This is a genomic window from Paenibacillus sp. EKM301P (assembly GCF_011800295.1).
GTDB lineage: Bacteria > Bacillota > Bacilli > Paenibacillales > Paenibacillaceae > Paenibacillus > Paenibacillus polymyxa.
This window is the reverse complement of sequence record NZ_JAALFM010000001.1, coordinates 836,995-858,220: the sequence shown is the minus strand read 5'-3', so window position 1 is coordinate 858,220 and position 21,226 is coordinate 836,995. Positions and strand designations below refer to the sequence as shown.

Genomic DNA, 21,226 nt, shown 5'->3' with positions numbered 1-21,226 from the left:
TACATTCAAGCATCGGGCCGAGACAAGCCCGACCCTTGGTCCAGAAAAGGCATTTCGGAAGAGCAAATTCACCGGACAAATTCAACCAGCTAAGTGGCAGAGCCACCCGGCATTACGTGCCTTAAGCTGTTTGAACTTCGGGAATACCCAACGTTATGTGAAATCAACAAAATTATTTAAGAAATAAACATGGGTGTGCCCGCTTGGCACTTTTTCTTATTCCACGTACAAGTTGCAGTAAAATGAACATGAAGTAGACGGAGATGAGTGTTTACTTCATGTTCGCTTAAATTTTTGAAAATTAAATTACAGATGGATCAATGGATCTTTGTAGGTTCAGAATTCATCGTATCGTTAAGCTGGGTCACAAAAACATTTTCGTTCGGGCCAGGGTTATTTCGAAACATTTTCGCTTCATCCACCAAAATTTCGTCTGTATCCGTGCCGAGTATCTTTATTGTTGCATCAATGAATGAAGCAAGCGGCATCGCCCGTGGTTCATCGTTGTTGCTTTGAACCCATGGGGGTACAATTTCTATTACTTTTACCGATGTGTCTTTAAGCATGTACCTTTGGGACAGCGTATAGGTATGAAGTGCTGCCTTCGTCGCGGAATATACAGCAGTTGTCGCTAATGGTACAAATCCAAGTATTGAAGTCGTGTTGATGACAACCGCTTCTTCTTTGGACTTCAAATGTTCGATGAATGCAGAAGTTAACCGAATGGGACCTAGCAAGTTTGTCGTGACAGTCGAAATCAAAACATCCTCATCAATCACGCCCGCCGAGTCATCGGACTGTATGATGCCGGCGTTGTTAATCAAGACATTAACATCCGGGTATTCTTCGATTAACTGCTTGGCGACCGCCTTTATGCTGGCAGGATCTTGTACATTCAATTCCACTGCAGACATGCCGGGATTCGCTTTGATCGTCTCCTCCAGACGCTCTTTACGTCGACCGGAGATAATAACTTTGTTTCCAAGCTTGTGGAGAGCTATTGCTAACGCACGTCCAATCCCTGAACCACCGCCTGTAATAAAAATCGTGTTTCCTGTAAGTTTCAATTTTTAAAACCCTCCTAATTCTTGTGGATAAATTCATCTCAAAGATTGTTAAAACAATAGCTTTCATGATTATGGCTTCTTTAAAATTGAACATATGTTGAATCATCAACATAAATTTTATAAAGTGAATGTATCAGAGCGGTATATGGGGTTCAATGGTTAAAACAAGCGTGGTTGTTGATTTTTCAACATAGGACTTCCAAATGTTCATTTTTTCGGATGGTACAAAGGGGAGAAGGATATGGACAGGCGTATTCAAAAATCGAGGCAAGCCATTATTGATGCTTTTATGAGGCTGATGTCAGAAAAGGAATTCGAGAGAATTACGATCAATCAAATTGCGGAGGAAGCGAATGTCAATCGTGGAACGGTTTATTTGCATTTCACTGACAAGTACGATCTGCGCGATCAATGTATGGAAGCTCAAATTAACGAGTTACTACGCAATTGTATGTCTGAAGATAATTTCTTTCATGTCCCTTCCAAAACCGCACTACTGCGCACGTTTGAATATTTGGAGCAGCATGCTTCATTCTATTCAAGAATGCTGACGAACAAGGGAAGTACGGTTTTTCGGAACCAAATGGAGACAATGTTTCGGCAAAGTCTGAGCGCGCATCTGGATTCGATCAACCTTGATCAGGAAATGAACAGGGACATTACGGTGCAATTTTTAATTTCAGCAGCAGTGGGGGTATTGGAATGGTGGATTACCCGTTCAATGCCATATCCGTCAGCGGTCATGGTTGAACAATTTTGGAATTTGCTGAACCGTGGTGTCGAGGGGCACGAACGAAAATCGTCCAGATGAGCCTCTAATGTAGAGGTTTGTTTGAGACTGACACCCATAATGAAGATAATAAAAAATAAGGTTTTCATTTTATACTAATATTAGGAAAATAGTATCAAATATAATGTAACCATCTAATCGAATATTGAGCTACAGCAGATTTACTAACATCTTGATTAGGAAAAATAACCCTATAATATTGAGTAGCTGCAGAATAAACATAGTCTATATCTATATACTTAGGACTTCCGATGCTTAAGAAACCACCAAGTCTTATATACCTAGCAAATATTGTGGGTTGATCATGAGAAATAGCAATTCTCACCGCTGTACCAATTCTATACATCTCTCCAACGCCTATTGTCACAGGTGTATTTGTAGAAAACATAACAAAAGATTCTTTTTCCGTCTGGTTTTGATTTATTGTTTTCACATAAAGATCACCGGATATTTCTAAAGATCCTCCATCCAAGTTGTGCCCATAAGAAATTCCGATTAATGTTACTTCAAGCATCACAGCCATTTCTACATCTCCTTATGACTAATTCCCTGTCAAAAAATCGACCATGGACTAAATTATTTTGTTACCGAAAGGCTTCTGTTTCAAAGAAATAATCTCCAATAATAATTATATATGCCAAAATTATACTCTTTTAATTGTTCTAATCGATACGATTATATTCTTGAGATAATTCCAATATGTAAAAGTTTTAAAATAAAAAATAAAAAAGCTCGACTTAAAAGTTAGTGTTTGACGAAGTTATTCCATTTTCATCCTTATCCTTTACGTTAAGCACTGATGTCAGTTTGGAGTCAAAAAATTGCAGATTGATTTTGAATACATAATGAAGAAGTTCGGTAACTTCTGATAACATAATATTCAAGCTTAAGAATTCTCACAGAGCTTTGACCTGCTGGGAGAGTTCGAGGAGGGTTTCAGCAGACAACCCCTTTGGAATTCATGAATACGGGAAGGTTAGACGAAACCTGTGCAAGAAAAAAATAAAAAACAAAAAATAATGGAGGTATGTTGGGTGCTGACATTAGAAAAAGCTAGAAAAAATGATGCACAAAAACTTGCTGAAATACAAAAGGCCAGTTTTGAGGATGAATCAAAGCATTTTAATATTAACGGAACCGTTGGGCCCATAGGATATGATTCCATAAGTTGGCAAGAAGAGATGATGCAAAATTGCGAATATTTCAAGATACTCTTTAATGGAAAAATAATCGGGGAGCTATGATATTTGTAGAATGTAATCAAGTGTATAATCTAGGAAGAATCTTTATTGATCCCAATTTTAAAAATCAAGGAATCGGAACGAAGGTGATGGAGAAAATTGAAATTGAATTTCCAGATAGCACTGAATGGTGGCTGGATACTCCTAGCTGGAGTGTGAAGAATCATCACTTTTATTCAAAGTGTGGGTTTACTAAGGTTAGAGAAGAAGGTGACTTATACATTTTTAAGAAGACTTTATAAACTTATGTAATGTACAACGTTATGAGACATCAGTGCTAAGTGTTACCAAGAAGATATTTAATGAAAAGCATGAAAGGGAGGACTTACAATGCAGATTGATTTTGCAATTGAATCAGATTATGAGTATATCTCGTTAAGAGACAAGCACATACATAAAACACTGATAAGACCAAAAATAAAAGAAAATGAAATCCTTATAATCAGAAAATACAATCAAGAAATAGGTTGGATGAGATACGGATTTTTTTGGGACAACACACCATTTATGAATATGATATGGATAGATGAGGAGTACAGAGGAACAGGTATTGGTAAAGAAGTTGTCCAGTATTGGGAGGAATTAATGAAACAAAAAGGATTTGAAATGGTCATGACCTCAACACAATCGAATGAAGGAGCTCAACATTTTTATAGGAAGCTTGGATATAGAGATGCTGGATGCTTAATGCTTGAGAACGAACCTCTGGAAATAATACTGACAAAGGAGTTGAACCAAAATTAACGTTGAGGAAATCATTGAAGGAAGTGACCTTTAAAATATAATATTCAAGCTGCGTCTCCAATGGAGCCTAGGTCTATGAGTTGGGTTTCGAAGAGAGATTTCAGCAGACGCCCCCTTTGGGTTCATGGATACAGAAATATTAGACGAAACCATGCGAAACCAAAACTATGAAATCAAGGTGAATATGATGAGCACCCTAAATCATGTTATAAAGCTATTAATTCCGCCCCATAATAACTTTTCGGCTACAGATCTTGTGGAACACATGGGTAGTGTTATCTACGGAGAAGAGGCTAGCTCAATACGAGGCATAATTTATGAGGTACCAGAATCTTTGCGGACTATTATTTTGTTAATAGATTTTGATACAGAATTATCAATGAATGGAGTTTTCGGATTTCTGGAAAATGCCACTGGAAAGTACTTGAATGGAACAATTGCTGCTTTAAAGCTAATTAGAGCGGAAGAAGATTCGTCTATTATGGAGGGAATAAGGGATCTTATTGAAGGTATTAATCTTAATGGAAAAATAAAATTAGAACAATATCAAGTTACACCATTTGAAGAGAGACATGAAATTAATAAAAGGCTGCTTGAAAGAATTAAAGAATTGGCCGATGGACTGTACATATATTCAATAGATAGAGATATTTTTGATTACTTAATTGGTTATCTCTCTGACAACTGGATTGTATTGTTGCAAGAGCTTAAGGATGTTCGTAAGTAATTCGCAGAAGTGCGTTGGTATTATCTAACCCGGGATCGCTGGGCATCATGAATTCCCTGGTCCAGTCGAGGCCTTGATGAAGTGCATCAGAACAATCCTGCACTGATTAAGCGCATCACGCCAGTCCTTTGGTCCTTAAGCCAGTGAGGGTTCGTGAATACAAGAACGTTATGTGAAATCTAGATAATCAACAAGGAGAGAAACCAATGACAACGATAAACACTCTACAAACTAAACTTTCCAGCCGATATGATGAATTTGACCCAGAACAAGATGGAAATAAAAACACAAAGTTTGCAGATTTAATTATTGATGGAAGATCACTTTACCAAATGCTCAAGAAACACGATCTTGTTCCATCCTTAGGATGGGGAAGCGAAGATCAACAAAAAGAAATGATTCAATACTTTTTACTAAAGAAACCACATGAGGATATGTACTATAGATATCCAATACTTGTATGTCCTTGGTGTGGAGATGAAGAGTGTGGTTATATCTCAGTGAAAATTGACAGGGAAGAAGAAATTGTAATATGGAAGGATTTCAAATTGGAGCATGAGAACAAACCAATAAATATAGGTCCCTTTTATTTTGAATGGGCAAACTATGAAAGAGTCATTCATGATACTTTTGGAATATTAGAAAAACAATAATGTACACTGCTTCGAAGAAGCAAAGACATCATACCTTGGTCTGTGGGTGGATTTCGAGGTGGGATTTTACCAAAAAAATCCTTGGGATATATAGATACAGGAACGAAAATTGAATTTATTAAAAGGAGGAAGGTTAATTTGTCTAGTATTTTTTTGAGTCATACTAGTATTGATAAACCATTTGTTGAAAAATTAGCTAGGGATTTAAAACGAATTGGTGTCAATGTTTGGTTTGATAAGTGGGAAATAAAGATGGGGGAATCAATTACATGGCGAATCGAAGAGGGAATTCGTGAAAATGAATATCTTGGAATTGTTTTATCACCTGAAGCATTAAACTCAGAATGGGTGAAAAGTGAATTAGGTGCTGCATGGGCAAAACAAATGCAACTTAGAAAAGTATTTGTTTTGCCCATTTATTATAGGGAATGTAGTATCCCTCTTTTTTTATCAGATAGAAAGTTTGCTGACTTTAGAACAAATTACGAGCAAGGGTTCAGCGAATTAGCAAGTATATTTGGCATTGAAGAGACAGAAGCGATCACCCAAGATAATTGGAGAAAGTTTACTAAGTCTAGAAAGGTTAATTGGAGGAAATTTAAGATAATAGAATTTGAAAATCTGGTAACAACGCTAGTTGATAGAGCTGTTGATTATAACTGGTCAACTTGGGTCGGAGGAACAGCTAATGAATATTCCATTACACTCCATACACGGACTGAAACTGGAAAGAAATCAATCTCTATTAAATTAGTTGGAGATAAAAACGCTTATATGGCTACATTTAAGGAAGCTTATAATCCGAACCATTTGAGAGTAACCGATTTTGATTTGTATGTAGGAAATTCAGTTGATGCATGTGATGAGTATGTATGGAGATTGATGGAAGAATTCAAAAAACAGTACGGTGTCTCTAATGAAAAATCTGAACATTCTACGCAAAGGTTTTCAAGAGGTGATGAAATACATGAAGCTGCAAAAGAATTAATAAGTAAATTTAATTGGTATAAGGGAGATAAACTCTTTTAGATTCAAAAAGTCAAGAACATTGTATTTACACTTCAAACCTGGCAACTTTTGATCCACAAAACGTTATGCGAAACCTCATTAAATTAAATACAGTATGGAAGTGAATTGATGGAGGGACCAATCATAACTTGTTTGAGTATAGGCGTTTATGCTCATGCACTTACAAGAGGCAATAAATACATCGTAAAAAAAGAAGATGGGGACAAGTATAGAATTATTGGAAACCATGGAAAAGCAGTATGGATATCAAAAGCTCATTTTATTGAAGGAAATATTGAAGTGCCTTATTTAGAAAAATGGAAGTTTGATGATGATCCAAAGGAGTTTGATTTGGTGGAGGTGACCCTTACTTTTTCAGATGGAAGTGAACGATGGAGTTTGGTGACAACCCCTCAAAAATTAGTAAATCACTTTAATATAGAAATGGAAATACCAGGATTTAATATTAAACATCTAATTATAACGAAAACAATGGAAAACGATGATATTGAAAAAATATTAAAATATTTAGAGGCCAATGATGAATTAACAGAAGCAAGCAAAGCGTTGGAATGTTAATTTGGAGAGAGCAAACGCAACGTCCTGTTACTCGAAGAAAGGGACAAATTATGATAGGTGAATTACTTGGTATTGGTAATACTGCAAGTGTCTATGAATGGGGGAAAACCGAAGTAATAAAGATTTTCCATGATCAAAGCCGCTCAATGCACGAGGCAAAAAAGGAAGCAAAAAATGCTAAGATTATAAATAACTTAAATCTTAGAGCACCTAATCATTCTGGCCTGTTGGAGTATGAGGGCACGTCATGTCTTATTTATGAGAAAATTGATGGGCCAACAATGCTAAAACAAATAGAACCAACGAAAGTAAGTATTTCTCATTATGCTAAGCTAATGGCGCAACTTCATTTTGAAATGCATAACATTGAGATCAAAATTAACTCAAATCTAAAAACTGAATTAACCAACAAAATTAATACTGCGGAAGTGATTAAAGAATATGAGAAGCAATTTGCTATAAATGTTCTTAATGCATTACCTGAAGGTAATGCACTTTGTCATTATGATTTTCACCCCGGCAACATCATTCTTTCATCCAATGGACCTATAATTATTGATTGGATGAATGTTGTGGTTGGTAATCAAGCGGCGGATGTTACTAGAACTTCGATGATGATTCAATCACATGCACTACCGTCTAATGCTCCCGGTTGGCTAATTAAGAGAGAATATCGTGAATTTTTTAATAGAGAGTATCTAAGAGAGTATTTAATGCTATCTGGAATGAACCAAAAAGTCCTTGAGGAATGGATGGCACCAACTTTAGCAGCTCGAGTATGTGAAGTAAACGGTGAAGATCGGAATGAAGTTATAGACAAATTACAACTATTATAAAAAATTAATGTGCACCTACGCCCTGTCTGTATTTGAAGAGTTAGCCCTATTGCAACTTAAGCCTCTCGGGTTCGTAGGTACAAAAACGTTATCAGAAATTCTCTAGTCCTCAAAACACAATAGAAAGAGGGATAGAAATTACAAAACTAGTTGCAATTATACGAAGAAACCTTTTTACCATTAACATATTGCCAATAGTTATATTTCATCTAAGTTTGTTCCCCATTTCGATGTTGATAAATGTTTTTGAAGAATTATGGATTGTTACTTTCTTTTCTGCAATGGGAATAACCATAATTATTCCTTTTTGTTTGGTAGTCATTAATGGATGGTTCAATAAAGATCATAACAATTATTACTTTATAGAGAACTGGATATTAATATCAACTTCAACATTACTATCGCATGCCCTAAACTACATGAATTGGGGGCTATCCTCTCAAAGTATATTACATCCTGATCCAGAAACATTATTGATATTGAAATGGGAAGTTATAATTTCTTTATTGATAGTTTTAATAATGAGTTGCATGCAACAGATCGACTTGAATAATACGAAAAAAAGTAGAATAAAGAATATATAGAGTCAACATCTTAGGAGTATTTTGGGAAAAAATGAACTTCTAATAACATGAACGCGCTTCAGTCTGTGTGGTGCCAGATGAGATTTCTAAGAAGTTGAATCAGGGAAAGACATTCATCCCTCTAAGATAGAGTTAATGGGAAGGGAATTATTAAATGAGAATAGATAAATAGAAGGTTACTTTAATCAAACGGTGCTTCAAGCTGATGAAAATTATTCCTTATTCCTTAAAAGAGATCGAAAAGATTTATTTAGATATAAAAAATAAGATACAAATAATCGATAAATTGCCAAAAGAACTTTGTAAATATTACAACATGATTGAAGTTAATAAAAACAAAGAAATTAAAGTAGATATGGTAATTGATACTGACACTGATAGACTTTATAAGCCTTATTATTAGAGAACAACATAATTGTGAATAAGTTGATTTAAAGAGATCATTAACAACATTTAACATAATATTCAAGCTAAAGCTGCATTGGAGCCTAGGTCTGTGGGATGAATTTCGAAGGGGAGTTTTCAGTAGACAACCTGGGGGAGACGAATACAAGAACGTTATACAAAAGGGACGCAAACTATAAAAAGAAGGTGTTTAAGTTGTTTGGTTATTTAAGAAAAAGAAGATAATATTTGAAGATCAACTAAACCAACTTTCTGAATTGGGCATCTTCATGAGGGCAGGTTTAAAGAAAGAATTACTTTTAGAAGAAACTTCAAGAAGTGAATATGAAGAAGATCTCTACAACTTGCTACTACTTACTTTAGGTGGAGAAGTTGAAGTAAATGATGAATTTATAAATGTATCTGATAAGATTTGGTATTTGGATACGGAATGTATTGAGGATCATGGGGACTATGCAAGAGTAATTATGCGATTAGAAAACATGACAAAACTTAATTTAAATAAGATAACGGATTACGTAGATATTCAGAATAGCACTGCATGGGTCTCTTTTGAATATATGAATGAATTTATAAGATGGGAAATGAAAGTAGAGGATGATTGGTTGGATATGGAGATATTCAAGAAATTTAATGAGTTAACAAAGACTGAACAATCCATGAAATTGTATATTTCAAATTTAGATCAGGGCTGCCTAGTGGGCTATTTTAATCAAGAACAAGTGATCGAATTAAATAAATTAACAAAATATAAATTTGTATGACTAAAAAGGAGCCAAAACAATGAGTGAATTGACTTCAGGAAGCTTATCACTATTGAAATATAAAGAGGCAATTCTTGAGCATCATCCTGTATACGCGGAGGATTTAAATGAAAAATGGTTTGTTTTTATAACCAAAGACACAGAAGAAAGTGAAGAAATTCCGGAAAGTCTATTTCAAATTTCAGAGAAAATCCCAGTGTTATATTTTTATAATTTTGAAGATCACTGTTGGGGATGCCGTGTAGTTTACAATTCACAAGAGATAGCAAGTCTTCATATATCATATGTTTTATTAGATACTTCAATTATTAAGCTTGCAGAACAAAGATATCCAGAGGAAGATCACATTGAATTTTTATATGTCGACCCTAGAGGGGACAAAATCAGAATTGAATTAATTGAAGAAGTTCTGAGATCTAATGAATACAATGAGAAAATAGCAAAACAGTTTACAAATTGCAATTTAGAAACATTTAGATTTTTTGAACTGGATAATGAACAAATAAAACAATTAGAGGATATTTTAAATAATAGTTACTATACACAATTAGAATCTGAGCATGAATTAGTAGAAGAGTTTAAAGAATTATTAAACATTGAGGAAATGAGTTGGATACGAGCAGATAGAATGAACGAAGATTAGAAGCAAATAGATAGTGAGGACTCGTGAAATATAAGCACGTTAGGTGAAACGCGGAGTGTTAGGAGGTTTGCATGAATTACGATGAAGTAGCGAATGAAGTATTCTTTGAAGATGGAAGTCTAAGGGACATTTATATATTGGATACAGACATCCAAATATGGGCTATAATTTTTGAGTATTTGGAAAGTAACGAAATTAATTATCGAGTGACTATAGATGGGCTAATTACAAGAATTAGGGATATTGCTGAATTGTTAAGAATTAAAAAAGAAGCAAGTATTGGGATAACTATTGAATATAGTGAAATTGATATTTGTGGGTATTTTTATGAAGGAAGCGTTATTGAATTTGATATTTCACCAATACAGATAGACTCAGAGAAAAAAATAGATATACTCATGAACTTCCTAAAAAGCCTAAGTCGAAAACTAAACAAAACGATAATTATTACCCCAGAGATGACTATGGAAGAGGTGCTAGTTCGAGTAGAGCCTAAAGGGAAATTGAATTAAGTAATTCACACTGTGGTCGCTTTTGCTTCCTTGGCCACGAAACTTTATCTGAAATACAGCAAAATACTTTATGGAGTGATGAATCTTATGGATGTAAAAAAGCTAAGAGATTGGGTAGACAAACACAATATAAGAAGTCGGGCATTAGAGGCTTTTTGGCTTAATTTAAATAACTATAGGCTCGAGGAGCCTGAGCAATTTGATGAGTTATTTTGGGATTATGATAAAGATTATTTAAAGATCTTAATAGAGGATGTTTCCTTACATATCAAGAGCTTGGAATATTTAGACCCAATTAATAGAGATCTTGAGTATGTTGAAGTGAAAATTAGAATCGAGTATCGAACAAATCATATAGGTTATTACAGGCTGATCTTCAATCTAGATGGTACGGTAGAGGATGATTTTTTTATTTCTGAATGGACTGGATTGAGGTTATATCAGACAAGAGCCTTATTAGAGGATATTAAAGAAGAAATAGAAGCTGAAAGAATAAATGGAGAAATAACAGAAAAAGAGGCTTTTAAGTTAAAGGACATAATAGATGAGAAGAAGGACATGATTAGAAAGGAATTTAGTCATTAGAGCAAGTTATGGGAGAAGCGACGTAATCAAATAACTAGGGGGATTTTTATGTCTGAATACTACTGGGACATTAAAATTGATTACCTAAGAAATACCCGCTGGTTGTACTATAACGATGATTATTTGGAATTTCTTATACAAAAGATGTGGAAGATAAATAAACCTGTAGAGATCGTAGATTATGGATGCGGATTTGGATATTTGGGACTAAAGCTTCTTCCATTGCTACCAAATGGATCAACATATACTGGCATTGACAAAGGCATGGAATTAATAAAGCAAGCCAATGAAATATTTTCGAAACTCTCTTATAATGCTGAATTTATAGAGTGTGATATTGAAAAAGTGGAATTAGAAAAGAAGTATGACATAGCAGTCAGTCATGCTTTTTTATTACATATGCCTAATCCAAAGAGTGTTTTACAAAAGATGCTTGATAGTGTCCAGGATAATGGAATGGTTATCTGTTTTGAACCACATTGGATTGGTAATATGGCGGATTATTATCTAGACGGAATCGAACCAAGCGATGTCATCCGGTTAGGGATTCTACAGGAGTTATATGAGAGAGATCATAAGCGTACGGCTAAGGACGGAAATATAGGCATCCAAATACCGATCATGCTAAGCCAGCTAGGCTTAAGAAATGTAGGGTGTAGGGTTAGCGATAAGGTGAACTTTCTTGATCAGAACATGGACACGGAAAGTAAAAACATGCTTTATAGTTCTTTGAAAGAAGAAGGCTTGGGACAAGAACCTAATGATATTTCAGAGGTGCTCAAAAATTTATTGGCCAGAGGATTAAACGAAATGGAAGCTCAAAAACAATATGAAGCAGAAGCAACTTTTTCTGAAGAGTTCAGTGATAAATCTTGGTTAGTATACGCGCCTAATATGAAGATTTCTTTTGGTACAGTTAAATGAAATTAGTGCAAATCATTATAATACCAATACAATCAAAGGTGAAGCGCTATGCACTCTAAAGAGAATTCCACGTATAGCCTGGCTATAGAATGTGAAGACATTCAGTATTTATTTGAAAATACGGAGAATAAAGAGTTAAATGCAATTGCATTACTTGAGAATGGATCATCCAATAGAGTTATTCAAAAAAGTAATTTTAAGTTTGTTGGTGAGATAGAAATAGATGCTGAAAGATATAATCATTATAGAATTCATAAAACAGATATTTAGCAAACAGCCTCTTTGGGGTCCATGAATACAAATACGTTATTCTAACTAACGCAAATCTGAAAAGAGGGGTGTGGAAACCATGAATGAAAAGTCGCAGTTACTAGAGGAGTTTAAGGAATGGATATGTTTTGTTTCTGAGATTCGTGAAATGGATTGGCAAATAAAGATTGCCGAAGATAAATGGTCAGTTCACGATATCGTAAGTCATATATTGCTGTGGGATAAATACTTTTATGAAGCAGCCATACATCCGATATTAAACAATACGCCTTTGACATTAACACATATTGATTTTAATCAATTTAATCAGGATGCTGTTGAATTTGGAAAAACAAAAACGAAGGAAGAATTAATTGAAATGACTATTCAGTACCGTAACATGAATTGCAGAGCATAGAGAGTTTGGAAGATGATAAGTTTACTAAAGAATATGCTGACGGGAAGTTTACTGTAATATCTTATCTAAGAGATTTTATCTGGCATGATCAACATCATATAAGACAGATTGATGAGCTTAAAAGAAGAGCTATGTGAGTATATAGGCAGGTGAATAATATGAGAGATTATTGGAACAAAAGGTTTGCTGAAGAAGGAATGATTTGGGGTTGTGAACCAAGTCAAACTGTAACGCAAGCTATAGATTTGTTCAAAAAGAATAATGCACATCATATATTGGTTCCTGGTGCTGGATATGGGAGAAATACTAAGATGTTCTCTTCTTGTTTTCAGGTTGATGGAATTGAGATATCTAGTTCAGCTATAGATCTAGCAAAAGAATGGGATTTAAAAACGAATTTTATTCGAGAATCGGTGTTAGAGTTTCGTACAAGCAAAAGGTATGACGGCATATATTGTTATGATTTATTACATTTATTTTTGTTGGAAGACCGAAAAAAACTGATACAGAATTGTGTGATGCATTTGAAGGAACAGGGGGTGATGTTTTTTACGTGTTTTTCTGATCGCGATTTTAATAATGGTGTGGGTAGAAAAGTTGAGGAAGGAACATATGAATACAAGAAAGGGAAATATGCTCACTTCTTTACTGAAGAAAATTTAATTGAACATTTTAATGATTTGAATATATTAGAAACGGGTTCCATAAAAGAATATCTGACACATGCAGAAAAACAACAAGAATATAAATTAAGATATATAGTTGTTCAAAATATTGATTAGCCATTTCGGGAAAGTAATTCAACAGACACACCCTACCGCTTAACTGCCGCAAGTGGCAGCCGGACTGTTAGTCCTTAAACGCTAGGACATCGTGCATACAGATCGTTATATGTAATTGGAACCGAAGAACCGAAGGGAATAAAAAAATGAGAATGCAAGACAAACCAATAGTAAGTATTATAGGCTTGGGATTATTTAGTCTGACACTAGTGGTGCACATTTGTTTTAAATCAATAAGAACAATGGATGATGTAGGGATGGGTATATTATTGTCTTTGGTAAATGCCATATTTCTATTCTTTCCATTGCTATGGGGAGTATTGGGTGCGGTAGAATTCTCAAGAATAATGAGTTGGAGTGAGAAAATAAAGACAAGAGAAGTGAACGAAGAAGTTTGGGTTATGTAATTTATAGATGGGATGAGGTGAACATATAATAAATATAGCAATGTGACGGCTATTCTTCGATTGACTGAATTCGTATAATAAAAAATATACGTTTCGGCTTTGCCCTTGATATCGTGATTTCTTCTGTATTCGTATCGAAAATCAATTTTCTGTAAATATTTATACATAAACATGATGAGCAAAAACATAAGGGGGGAGCTAACATGACAAATAGAGAGGAAATGAATCCTAAGGTTGATGTGTATTTAGGAAAAGTGAACAAATGGAAGGCGGAAATGGAGAAGTTGAGAGCAATCATGCTTGACTGCCAGCTCACTGAAGAACTGAAGTGGGGTAAACCTTGTTACATGTTTCAGAATAGTAACATAGCTATAATACAAGGCTTTAAAGAACACTGTGCGCTTATGTTTTTCAAAGGTGCTTTGTTAAAAGACCCTAATGGTATTCTGATCAAACCTGGGGAGGATACGCAGGCAGGGCGGCAGATTCGGTTCACGAATGTTGAAGAAATTGTTGAGATGGAAACCATCTTGAAAGCCTATATTATTGAAGCCGTTGAAGTGGAAAAAGCCGGTTTGAAAGTGGATTTTAAAAAGAATACAGAACTTATTTTTCCTGAAGAATTTCAAGCTAAATTAGATGAAAATCCTGCTTTGAAAACTGCTTTTGCTGCATTGACGCCGGGACGACAAAGAGCATACATTATGCATTTTTCTGCGCCCAAACAATCTAAAACTCGGGAATCGAGGATTGAAAAATGTATGCAGGACATTCTCGCAGGAAAGGGATTAAATGATCGATAAATTCGATGAGAAATAAAATTGAAGGGAGATATTCATTTGGATATTTTTCCGTTGGAGATATCTGTACTATCTGCCGATGCACTTCGTGAGTACATTTCAAGGGAATATTTTTCTTATAGCTTACTTAAATGCCGGTTATTTTATAGAGGCATACATGACATATATAGAGTTAGTACAGACGAAAAAGAGTATTTCTTTAAGGTATACCGTAAAGGGATCAGGGGCATGGAAGAAATACAAGCAGAGGTAGATTTGCTCAATCACCTAAAATTATCAGGCATTGAAATCACTACACCAGTTACAAGACATGATGGAAAATTTATTTCACAGTTCAACACTGCAAATGGGATAAGGTATGGAGTGCTATATACGTCTGTTGGAAAACATGAGTTTAATCAAATTGAGGAAACGGCTGAATTAAATGAGAGATTAGGTAGTTATATCGCTACAATTCATAATGCTTGGGACAAATATGAGCTTGGAAAAAAACGATGGAATCTAGATGCTGCCTCATTTATAGATAATTCTATGGATGCTATCAGACAGTTCTCAACCATTCATGATTTTGACCTGCATTTTTTAGAGGAAGTTGCAAAGAATGTGAGCGATAAACTAGAGTGTTTAACTGTTGGAAAACCGCAATATGGTATATGCCACGGCGACATATATAGTGGGAATATCCGAGTTGACGCTAACTGCAATCCTATCCTTTTTGATTTTGATTTCTGTGGAAATGGATGGAGAGCATATGACATATCTATGTATGCTTTCCCATTTGGCATGGGATGTGACGAAACGAAATTAAAAAAGAGAGAAGAACGAAAATATCAATTCTTAAATGGATATAACAAGATTAGAGCTATGAGCCAAAGTGAAGTAGATTCTATTGCTCTCTTTATTCCCTTCAGAAGAATATTTAATATTGGCACTCTATACATTTCTTATCTTCCAAATACTTGGGGAGATTCTGCTGTCATCAGAAATGTAGATGAAGATATTAAACTGCTTCAAAAGTGGTTGGAATTAAACCCTATATTTTAATTAGTATGCAAAGCTAATGATAACTATATTCCGAAATCAACCTAGAGATCCTTTACATAAATAAAGCAAACCCACTGCCATGAGTCTAACCGCTTAAGGCAGTGGGTTTGTCTTTAAAACCTTTATATCCGTTAAAAACGGATTATTCCTCTCCGGTCGCCACCGGATTTTCCTCATAGCTGATCCAATCGCTCCAGCTTCCTGGATAGAGTCTCACATTACTAAATCCTGCCTCATTCAAGGCCAGAACATTCGGGCAGGCGGATACGCCTGATCCGCAATATACGATGATCTCAGCATCCTGATCAAGATCAGAGAAATGCTGTTTCAACTGCTCTGCATTTTTAAATACCCCCTTTTCGTCCAAGACCTCTTTCCAGAAGAAATTCACCGCACCGGGGATATGCCCCGCTGCTTGATCTATAGGCTCTTCCAGTCCCAGGTAGCGCGGTCGTTCTCTGGAGTCGATCAATATAGGTGAAAAACCGATATAGGAGCCAACAGGAACAGAAGCTTCGGATATACGTTGTATTTCTTTCATACTTGTGAGCATTTGTGGCTGAATATTTGCCACAAAGGTCGAGGGAATGCGAATCGGCTGGTCTGCCGTAACGGGGAATTTTGCTTCCTTCCAAGCGCTGTAGCTTTCTTCCAGTACGTATACCTGCTCATGACCAAGGTAGCGCAGCAGCCACCAGAAGCGGGAGGCCATCATCCCCCCTTGGTCATCATAAGCGACGATGCGTGAACCTGCATTGATCCCGGCACGGCTCAGACGTGCAGCAAGTGTATCTACATCAGGTAGTGGATGGCGACCACCATGCTCGCCTAGAGGAGCGGTGAGGTCTTCTTCCAAATCGAAGTGAACCGCCCCAGGAATGTGGTCTTCATTAAATTCGGTCCGTCCAGCCCCGGCTTGTCCGAGCACGGAACGGCAGTCAGCAATGATTATGTCTGGTTCATACAATCGGGCCAGCAGCCAGCGTTTGGATACGATGGATTTCATAGAGGATTCCGCCTTCCTTTTTTTATCAGTAAATTTAATCCATTACAATGAGTATGGTTTATGAAAATGGGGTAATAAGCTAAGAGCTAACCTTCAGGGGGGGCTCATTGTCAGGCATTTCACTTTGGTGGACAACTTGCTTTTTAAAATCCGTTCCGTATCGGATGAAAACCCATACTCCAAACAGAATGAAAAAGCCTGCACCAAACTGCAAGGCAGACAGCCTTTCCCCGAGCAGCACCCATGCCAGCAGGGAAGAAATAACAGGCTCACCGAGTACCGCCATCGACACCGCGGTGGCGTTTATGTATTTGAGAAGCCAGTTAAACAGGTAATGTCCGAACAGCGTAGGCACTATGGCAAGCAGCAGGAACAGCCCCCATTCCCGTGGCGCATATCCAGTAAAAGGTATAGCATTGACCACATTATACAGCGCAAGCGATGTGGCTGCGATGATAAAAACCCAAAAGTTATAGACAAAAGCGCTCAAATGCTCGCGTAGATGCTTGCCCATTAGCATGTGGATGGACACGGCGATCATGCCCAAGAAGGACAGTGCATCTCCGAGCAGAGCTTGTCCTGAGACATGAAAATCCCCTGCGCCGATGGCCAGTGAGCCGACAAAGGCCATACCCATTCCGAAGAGCATAGCGCGATTCGTGCCTGTCCGGAAAAACAAAAAAGAACCGAGCATGACAAGGATCGGTTCCAATGTCATAATAACGGTAGAGCTTGCAACGGTGGTCAGTCGCAGCGAGCCCATCCACAGCAAGAAATGCAGCCCTAGCGCGATTCCGGACCAGAGGATCAGCATCCATTGCTTGCGAGTGAGGCTGAATAGCTCGGTGCGGTATTTCCAGACCAATGGCAGCATCAGAAGATTGGTCAGGTACAGACGGTACATAGCGATGACGGACACCTCGGCTTCAGACCATCTGACGAAGATCGAGGAGAACGAAATAGCGATAATACCTATGATGTACAATAATTCAAAGGAAAACGACGGTTTGTGTGCTTGATTCATGTGGCAGCTCCATCCGTATGAAAGAAAATAAATACGTTAAAATTCTTTCTAACGGTATCTCGAAAATGAGGTTTAATATAGCTCATTATACCGTACCTGGCATTCCCATGGTATTAGGATTTTGCAAAATACTGAGAATATAATCAACGGGAGCGAGAGGGAGGATTTTAAGTGAGATGCTGCATAGAACTTTTGCTGCACAAGCTCGTCTAACATAGTGGAGGTGGATTTTATGAAAAAACATAACACATTTTCAATCATACTACTGACTGTCGTGGCAGTGCTGGCTCTATCAGCCTGTGGTACGAAACCGCAAACCAATAACAATGCACCTTCAGGGGCAGACCAACCGCAAACGCAACAGCCGCAAGTCGCACCAGAGCCGGTTGCTGAACCGCAGGTTAAAAAAGGCACAGGTGTATACAACGGAGCTGCTGACCCACATACGGTAGAGATTGAAACCAACGGCGAAGCCCAATCCTTCCAATTAGGGGAGGGGATGGATACGGTAATAGCTGGACTTAAAGAAGGTGATCCAGTAGCGTTTGAATATAACGAACAAGCAGTAGAGGGCGACGCGACAGCGAAGCAACTGACTTTAACGAAAATACAAAAGACAGAGGCTGCAACAGATGGCAATCAAAACGGAAGTTCTGGTCAACAAGTAGGCGGGGAACGCGCGAAAACTCAAACTTTTGAGCTTACCCTTGAAGGGAAAAAGGAAAAGCAGACAGCAACCTTGGCAAAGGGAGAGGGCTATTCGCTGTATGTGTTTGATCCGATGTCCCTGTTCCCAGATCAAAACCGTGTCGCCTTAGCGGTGGATGATAACTATTACGCCGAAATTACGAAGTTGCCCTCCAACTTTAATTTAGATGAGCTTCAAAAAGAAGGCGAGAAGGAGTTGGCTTCCATTGGCAAGGTGCAAAAGCTGGACAAAGCAGACGTGCCTAAAGCGCTGACCAGCAGCCGTCTGTTCTTGCAAGCGAACGGTTCGAAGATTACACAACAGTATATTGTTGTGGAAAATACTACGGGCGCTTTCAGCGTGAAAGTGAATATTCCACAAGGGGAGCCTGCTGAAGGATTCGAATCCTTCATTTATACATCGCTGGAGAGCCTGCAAGCTAATAAATAATCCTGATTAAAATTAGGATGATCGCTGGCCGATAATCATGAATTTAAGGCTGCCAAATTGCTGAAGCTTGTTGTTTTAGGTACAAGGTTAGCGCTTCAAAGATCTAATCTGTAATTGCGAGACCTGCACTTTTGTGCTATAAAGGATGAGAGAATAAGATCATTCCGGCTTGCGAAGTCGTATGAAGCGATGAAGGAGTTGTTAGATTTAATATGTCCATCGAAATGAATACACAAGAAGTCATCAACGTGATTAAAAACAGCAAGAAAAAGACGCCTGTTAAAGTATATGTAAAAGGGGCTTTGGCTTCCGCATCTTTTGGCGAGAACGTTCAAGCTTTTATTTCTGGAGACAGCGGTGTGGTATTTGGTGATTGGGCCGATATCAAGCCGGTACTGGATAGCGCAAACGCTAAAGAAGAAGATTATGTGGTGGAAAATGACCGCCGTAACTCCGCTGTTCCTATGCTGGATCTGAAAGGCATTAATGCACGCATTGAGCCAGGCGCCTATATCCGCGATATGGTAGGCATCGGTAACAACGCAGTCATTATGATGGGTGCAGTGATTAACATTGGCGTTACGATTGGTGAAGGCACCATGATTGATATGAATGCTGTACTTGGCGGTCGTGTTAAAGTAGGCAACATGTGCCACATCGGTGCAGGCGTTGTCCTTGCAGGTGTCATTGAGCCACCATCCGCACAGCCTGTAATCGTAGAAGACGAAGTATTGATCGGTGCGAACTCGGTTGTACTGGAAGGCGTACGCATTGGTAAAGGTGCAGTTGTCGCAGCCGGAGCGGTTGTAACTGAAGATGTGCCTCCATACTCCGTAGTAGCGGGTACACCTGCACGTGTAATCAAACAGGTCGATGACAAGACCAAATCCAAAACTGAGATTTTGAAAGAACTGCGCGTTCTGTAAGAAGGCAAAGTTCTTTATGTACCAAAGGTGAACGATTCCTTGTCAGGAGCATGATGCACTGACAGCATAACTTAGGGACGAAGCACAACGGACAAGGCTCGGCGGCTGCGCCGGGCTTTTGTCCTTTTATTCTTTTGCCAGATAAGAGCTGATGAGCTATAAAGAGGAGGCGTAGCAGCAAAATGAGCACAGCCGATTATCGTTCTTTTGTTCAAATACGAAGGGATCTGCATCAAATTCCCGAACCAGGATTTGAGGAATATAAAACACAACGATACTTGCTGAACTACTTGGAAACGCTCCCTCAGGAGCGGCTGGAGATTCGTACATGGCGTACGGGCGTGTTAGTATTCATTCATGGAACGGCTCCTAAGCGTCGCTATGGATATCGTTGTGATATGGATGGTTTACCGATTGAGGAAGAGACGGGTTACGATTTCCGTTCGACCCATCCTGGCTACATGCATGCTTGTGGACACGACTTACATATGACGATTGGATTGGGAATTGTGACTCACTTTGCGAGTCATCCGATGAAGGATGATCTGGTCGTGTTGTTTCAACCTGCGGAGGAAGGACCTGGTGGAGCCTTGCCTATGCGGGACAGCACGGAGTTGGCCGACTGGATGCCGGATGAAATTGTCGCATTGCATGTTGCACCAGAATATCCTGTAGGCACAATTGCTACTCGCCCGGGTATCCTGTTTGCCAATACATCAGAGCTTTTCATCGATCTCAAGGGTACGGGCGGACATGCTGCTTATCCACACAAGGCGAATGATATGGTAGTAGCTGCTTGCCAGCTGGTAGGGCAATTACAGACGGTGGTAGCCCGTAACGTGAACCCACTGGATGCAGCAGTCATTACCGTTGGCAAGGTTAGTGGAGGCACGAAGCAGAACATTATTGCGGAAACCGCTCGTTTGGAAGGTACAATCCGTACGCTGTCTGCCGATACGATGACGCTGGTTAAATCGCGGATTGAGGCGCTGGTGCGCGGTGTGGAAGCTGGGTTTGAATGTCAAGCGGAGATTCATTATGGCTCCAATTATTTGCAAGTGTACAATGAAGCCAAGGTGACTGAGGAATTCATGAAATGGGTTAGTAATCGGCAGGATGTGCAGCTTGTTGAATGCGGAGAAGCGATGACGGGAGAGGACTTCGGGTATTTCCTGGAGCGAATTCCCGGTCTGATGTTCTGGCTTGGCGTGGATACGCCTTATGGCTTGCATCATGCCAAGCTGGAGCCTGCAGAGGAAGCCATTGAGGTAGCCATCCGCGTGCTGACAGACTATTTTACATGGAAGTCTCAAGGGTGAATGATACGGTCTGAATAATTATGTTTAATGAAGAGAATGTAATGGAATGAA

26 protein-coding genes and 1 pseudogene are annotated in these 21,226 nt (G+C 38.1%); 23 read left to right on the top strand and 4 right to left on the bottom strand.

The annotated features are described in order from the left end of the window. Positions 1-317 precede the first annotated feature (317 nt). On the bottom strand, positions 318-1,067 hold the full coding sequence (locus tag HFD99_RS03895) for an SDR family oxidoreductase (RefSeq protein ID WP_167440809.1): 750 nt from the start codon (positions 1,065-1,067) through the stop codon (positions 318-320). 241 nt (positions 1,068-1,308) lie between these two features. Here HFD99_RS03895 and HFD99_RS03890 point away from each other — a divergent pair, with 241 nt between their 5' ends. Beyond that, a complete protein-coding gene (locus tag HFD99_RS03890; protein ID WP_113049945.1) occupies positions 1,309-1,878 on the top strand; it encodes a TetR/AcrR family transcriptional regulator in 570 nt (189 codons plus the stop codon). 94 nt (positions 1,879-1,972) lie between these two features. On the opposite strand, the gene HFD99_RS03885 is transcribed toward HFD99_RS03890, so the two are convergent. Beyond that, complete coding sequence (locus HFD99_RS03885; protein WP_017428266.1) at positions 1,973-2,380, bottom strand: hypothetical protein; 408 nt, start codon at positions 2,378-2,380, stop codon at positions 1,973-1,975. A 511-nt stretch (positions 2,381-2,891) separates the two neighbouring features. Here HFD99_RS03885 and HFD99_RS26000 point away from each other — a divergent pair. The 19 genes and pseudogenes from HFD99_RS26000 (at position 2,892) to HFD99_RS03790 (ending at position 15,762) form a co-directional block, all read left to right on the top strand. Then, a pseudogene (locus HFD99_RS26000) lies at positions 2,892-3,340 on the top strand (GNAT family N-acetyltransferase). Positions 3,341-3,428: 88 nt separating this feature from the next. Then, on the top strand, positions 3,429-3,842 hold the full coding sequence (locus tag HFD99_RS03875) for a GNAT family N-acetyltransferase (protein WP_090889564.1): 414 nt from the start codon (positions 3,429-3,431) through the stop codon (positions 3,840-3,842). A 124-nt stretch (positions 3,843-3,966) separates the two neighbouring features. Further along, on the top strand, positions 3,967-4,569 hold the full coding sequence (locus tag HFD99_RS03870; RefSeq protein WP_225164790.1) for a DMP19 family protein: 603 nt from the start codon (positions 3,967-3,969) through the stop codon (positions 4,567-4,569). Positions 4,570-4,775: 206 nt separating this feature from the next. Next, positions 4,776-5,222: a hypothetical protein gene (locus HFD99_RS03865; protein WP_017428262.1), complete on the top strand. Its 447-nt coding sequence runs from the start codon at positions 4,776-4,778 to the stop codon at positions 5,220-5,222. A gap of 138 nt (positions 5,223-5,360) precedes the next feature. Continuing rightward, positions 5,361-6,251 (top strand): toll/interleukin-1 receptor domain-containing protein, encoded by an 891-nt coding sequence (locus HFD99_RS03860; protein ID WP_167440808.1) that lies wholly within the window; start codon positions 5,361-5,363, stop codon positions 6,249-6,251. A 108-nt stretch (positions 6,252-6,359) separates the two neighbouring features. Further along, entirely contained in the window at positions 6,360-6,809 is a 450-nt protein-coding gene (locus HFD99_RS03855; RefSeq protein WP_038978047.1) for a hypothetical protein, read from the top strand. 50 nt (positions 6,810-6,859) lie between these two features. Next, entirely contained in the window at positions 6,860-7,645 is a 786-nt protein-coding gene (locus HFD99_RS03850) for an aminoglycoside phosphotransferase family protein (protein WP_123797450.1), read from the top strand. 789 nt (positions 7,646-8,434) lie between these two features. Further along, complete coding sequence (locus HFD99_RS03845) at positions 8,435-8,632, top strand: hypothetical protein (protein WP_225164789.1); 198 nt, start codon at positions 8,435-8,437, stop codon at positions 8,630-8,632. Positions 8,633-8,903: 271 nt separating this feature from the next. Next, positions 8,904-9,398: a hypothetical protein gene (locus HFD99_RS03840; protein ID WP_225164788.1), complete on the top strand. Its 495-nt coding sequence runs from the start codon at positions 8,904-8,906 to the stop codon at positions 9,396-9,398. A 19-nt stretch (positions 9,399-9,417) separates the two neighbouring features. Further along, the gene (locus tag HFD99_RS03835; protein ID WP_123797449.1) at positions 9,418-10,041 is read left to right on the top strand and encodes a hypothetical protein; all 624 of its coding nucleotides are present in this window, start codon (positions 9,418-9,420) and stop codon (positions 10,039-10,041) included. Positions 10,042-10,112: 71 nt separating this feature from the next. Then, on the top strand, positions 10,113-10,553 hold the full coding sequence (locus tag HFD99_RS03830; RefSeq protein WP_031461876.1) for a hypothetical protein: 441 nt from the start codon (positions 10,113-10,115) through the stop codon (positions 10,551-10,553). Between the two features lie 87 nt (positions 10,554-10,640). After that, a complete protein-coding gene (locus HFD99_RS03825) occupies positions 10,641-11,138 on the top strand; it encodes a hypothetical protein (protein WP_123797448.1) in 498 nt (165 codons plus the stop codon). A gap of 48 nt (positions 11,139-11,186) precedes the next feature. Beyond that, positions 11,187-12,062 carry a class I SAM-dependent methyltransferase gene (locus HFD99_RS03820; protein WP_123797447.1) on the top strand — a complete coding sequence of 292 codons (876 nt, stop codon included), beginning with the start codon at positions 11,187-11,189 and terminating at the stop codon, positions 12,060-12,062. Between the two features lie 48 nt (positions 12,063-12,110). Next, positions 12,111-12,332 carry a hypothetical protein gene (locus tag HFD99_RS03815; protein ID WP_123797446.1) on the top strand — a complete coding sequence of 74 codons (222 nt, stop codon included), beginning with the start codon at positions 12,111-12,113 and terminating at the stop codon, positions 12,330-12,332. A gap of 79 nt (positions 12,333-12,411) precedes the next feature. After that, positions 12,412-12,729 (top strand): hypothetical protein, encoded by a 318-nt coding sequence (locus HFD99_RS03810; RefSeq protein ID WP_225164787.1) that lies wholly within the window; start codon positions 12,412-12,414, stop codon positions 12,727-12,729. A gap of 158 nt (positions 12,730-12,887) precedes the next feature. Beyond that, the gene (locus HFD99_RS03805) at positions 12,888-13,511 is read left to right on the top strand and encodes a class I SAM-dependent methyltransferase (protein ID WP_123797445.1); all 624 of its coding nucleotides are present in this window, start codon (positions 12,888-12,890) and stop codon (positions 13,509-13,511) included. Positions 13,512-13,657: 146 nt separating this feature from the next. Next, entirely contained in the window at positions 13,658-13,918 is a 261-nt protein-coding gene (locus HFD99_RS03800; protein ID WP_017428245.1) for a hypothetical protein, read from the top strand. Between the two features lie 203 nt (positions 13,919-14,121). After that, a complete protein-coding gene (locus HFD99_RS03795) occupies positions 14,122-14,721 on the top strand; it encodes a YdeI/OmpD-associated family protein (protein ID WP_102998871.1) in 600 nt (199 codons plus the stop codon). Positions 14,722-14,757: 36 nt separating this feature from the next. Next, on the top strand, positions 14,758-15,762 hold the full coding sequence (locus HFD99_RS03790) for a phosphotransferase enzyme family protein (RefSeq protein ID WP_039276155.1): 1,005 nt from the start codon (positions 14,758-14,760) through the stop codon (positions 15,760-15,762). Between the two features lie 142 nt (positions 15,763-15,904). On the opposite strand, the gene HFD99_RS03785 is transcribed toward HFD99_RS03790, so the two are convergent. Both HFD99_RS03785 and HFD99_RS03780 read right to left on the bottom strand, forming a co-directional pair. Continuing rightward, on the bottom strand, positions 15,905-16,768 hold the full coding sequence (locus HFD99_RS03785; RefSeq protein WP_039276154.1) for a sulfurtransferase: 864 nt from the start codon (positions 16,766-16,768) through the stop codon (positions 15,905-15,907). A gap of 79 nt (positions 16,769-16,847) precedes the next feature. Next, the gene (locus HFD99_RS03780) at positions 16,848-17,792 is read right to left on the bottom strand and encodes a DMT family transporter (protein ID WP_019688120.1); all 945 of its coding nucleotides are present in this window, start codon (positions 17,790-17,792) and stop codon (positions 16,848-16,850) included. 232 nt (positions 17,793-18,024) lie between these two features. On the opposite strand from HFD99_RS03780, the gene HFD99_RS03775 reads away from it, so the two are divergent. The 3 genes from HFD99_RS03775 to HFD99_RS03765 all read left to right on the top strand — a co-directional run bounded on the left by HFD99_RS03775 (position 18,025) and on the right by HFD99_RS03765 (position 21,175). Then, positions 18,025-18,930 (top strand): hypothetical protein, encoded by a 906-nt coding sequence (locus HFD99_RS03775; RefSeq protein WP_123797444.1) that lies wholly within the window; start codon positions 18,025-18,027, stop codon positions 18,928-18,930. Positions 18,931-19,142: 212 nt separating this feature from the next. Further along, complete coding sequence (gene dapD, locus HFD99_RS03770; protein ID WP_013372273.1) at positions 19,143-19,856, top strand: 2,3,4,5-tetrahydropyridine-2,6-dicarboxylate N-acetyltransferase; 714 nt, start codon at positions 19,143-19,145, stop codon at positions 19,854-19,856. Between the two features lie 182 nt (positions 19,857-20,038). Next, positions 20,039-21,175, top strand: coding sequence for an N-acetyldiaminopimelate deacetylase (locus HFD99_RS03765; protein ID WP_025365425.1), 1,137 nt, complete (start codon positions 20,039-20,041; stop codon positions 21,173-21,175). Positions 21,176-21,226 lie beyond the last annotated feature (51 nt).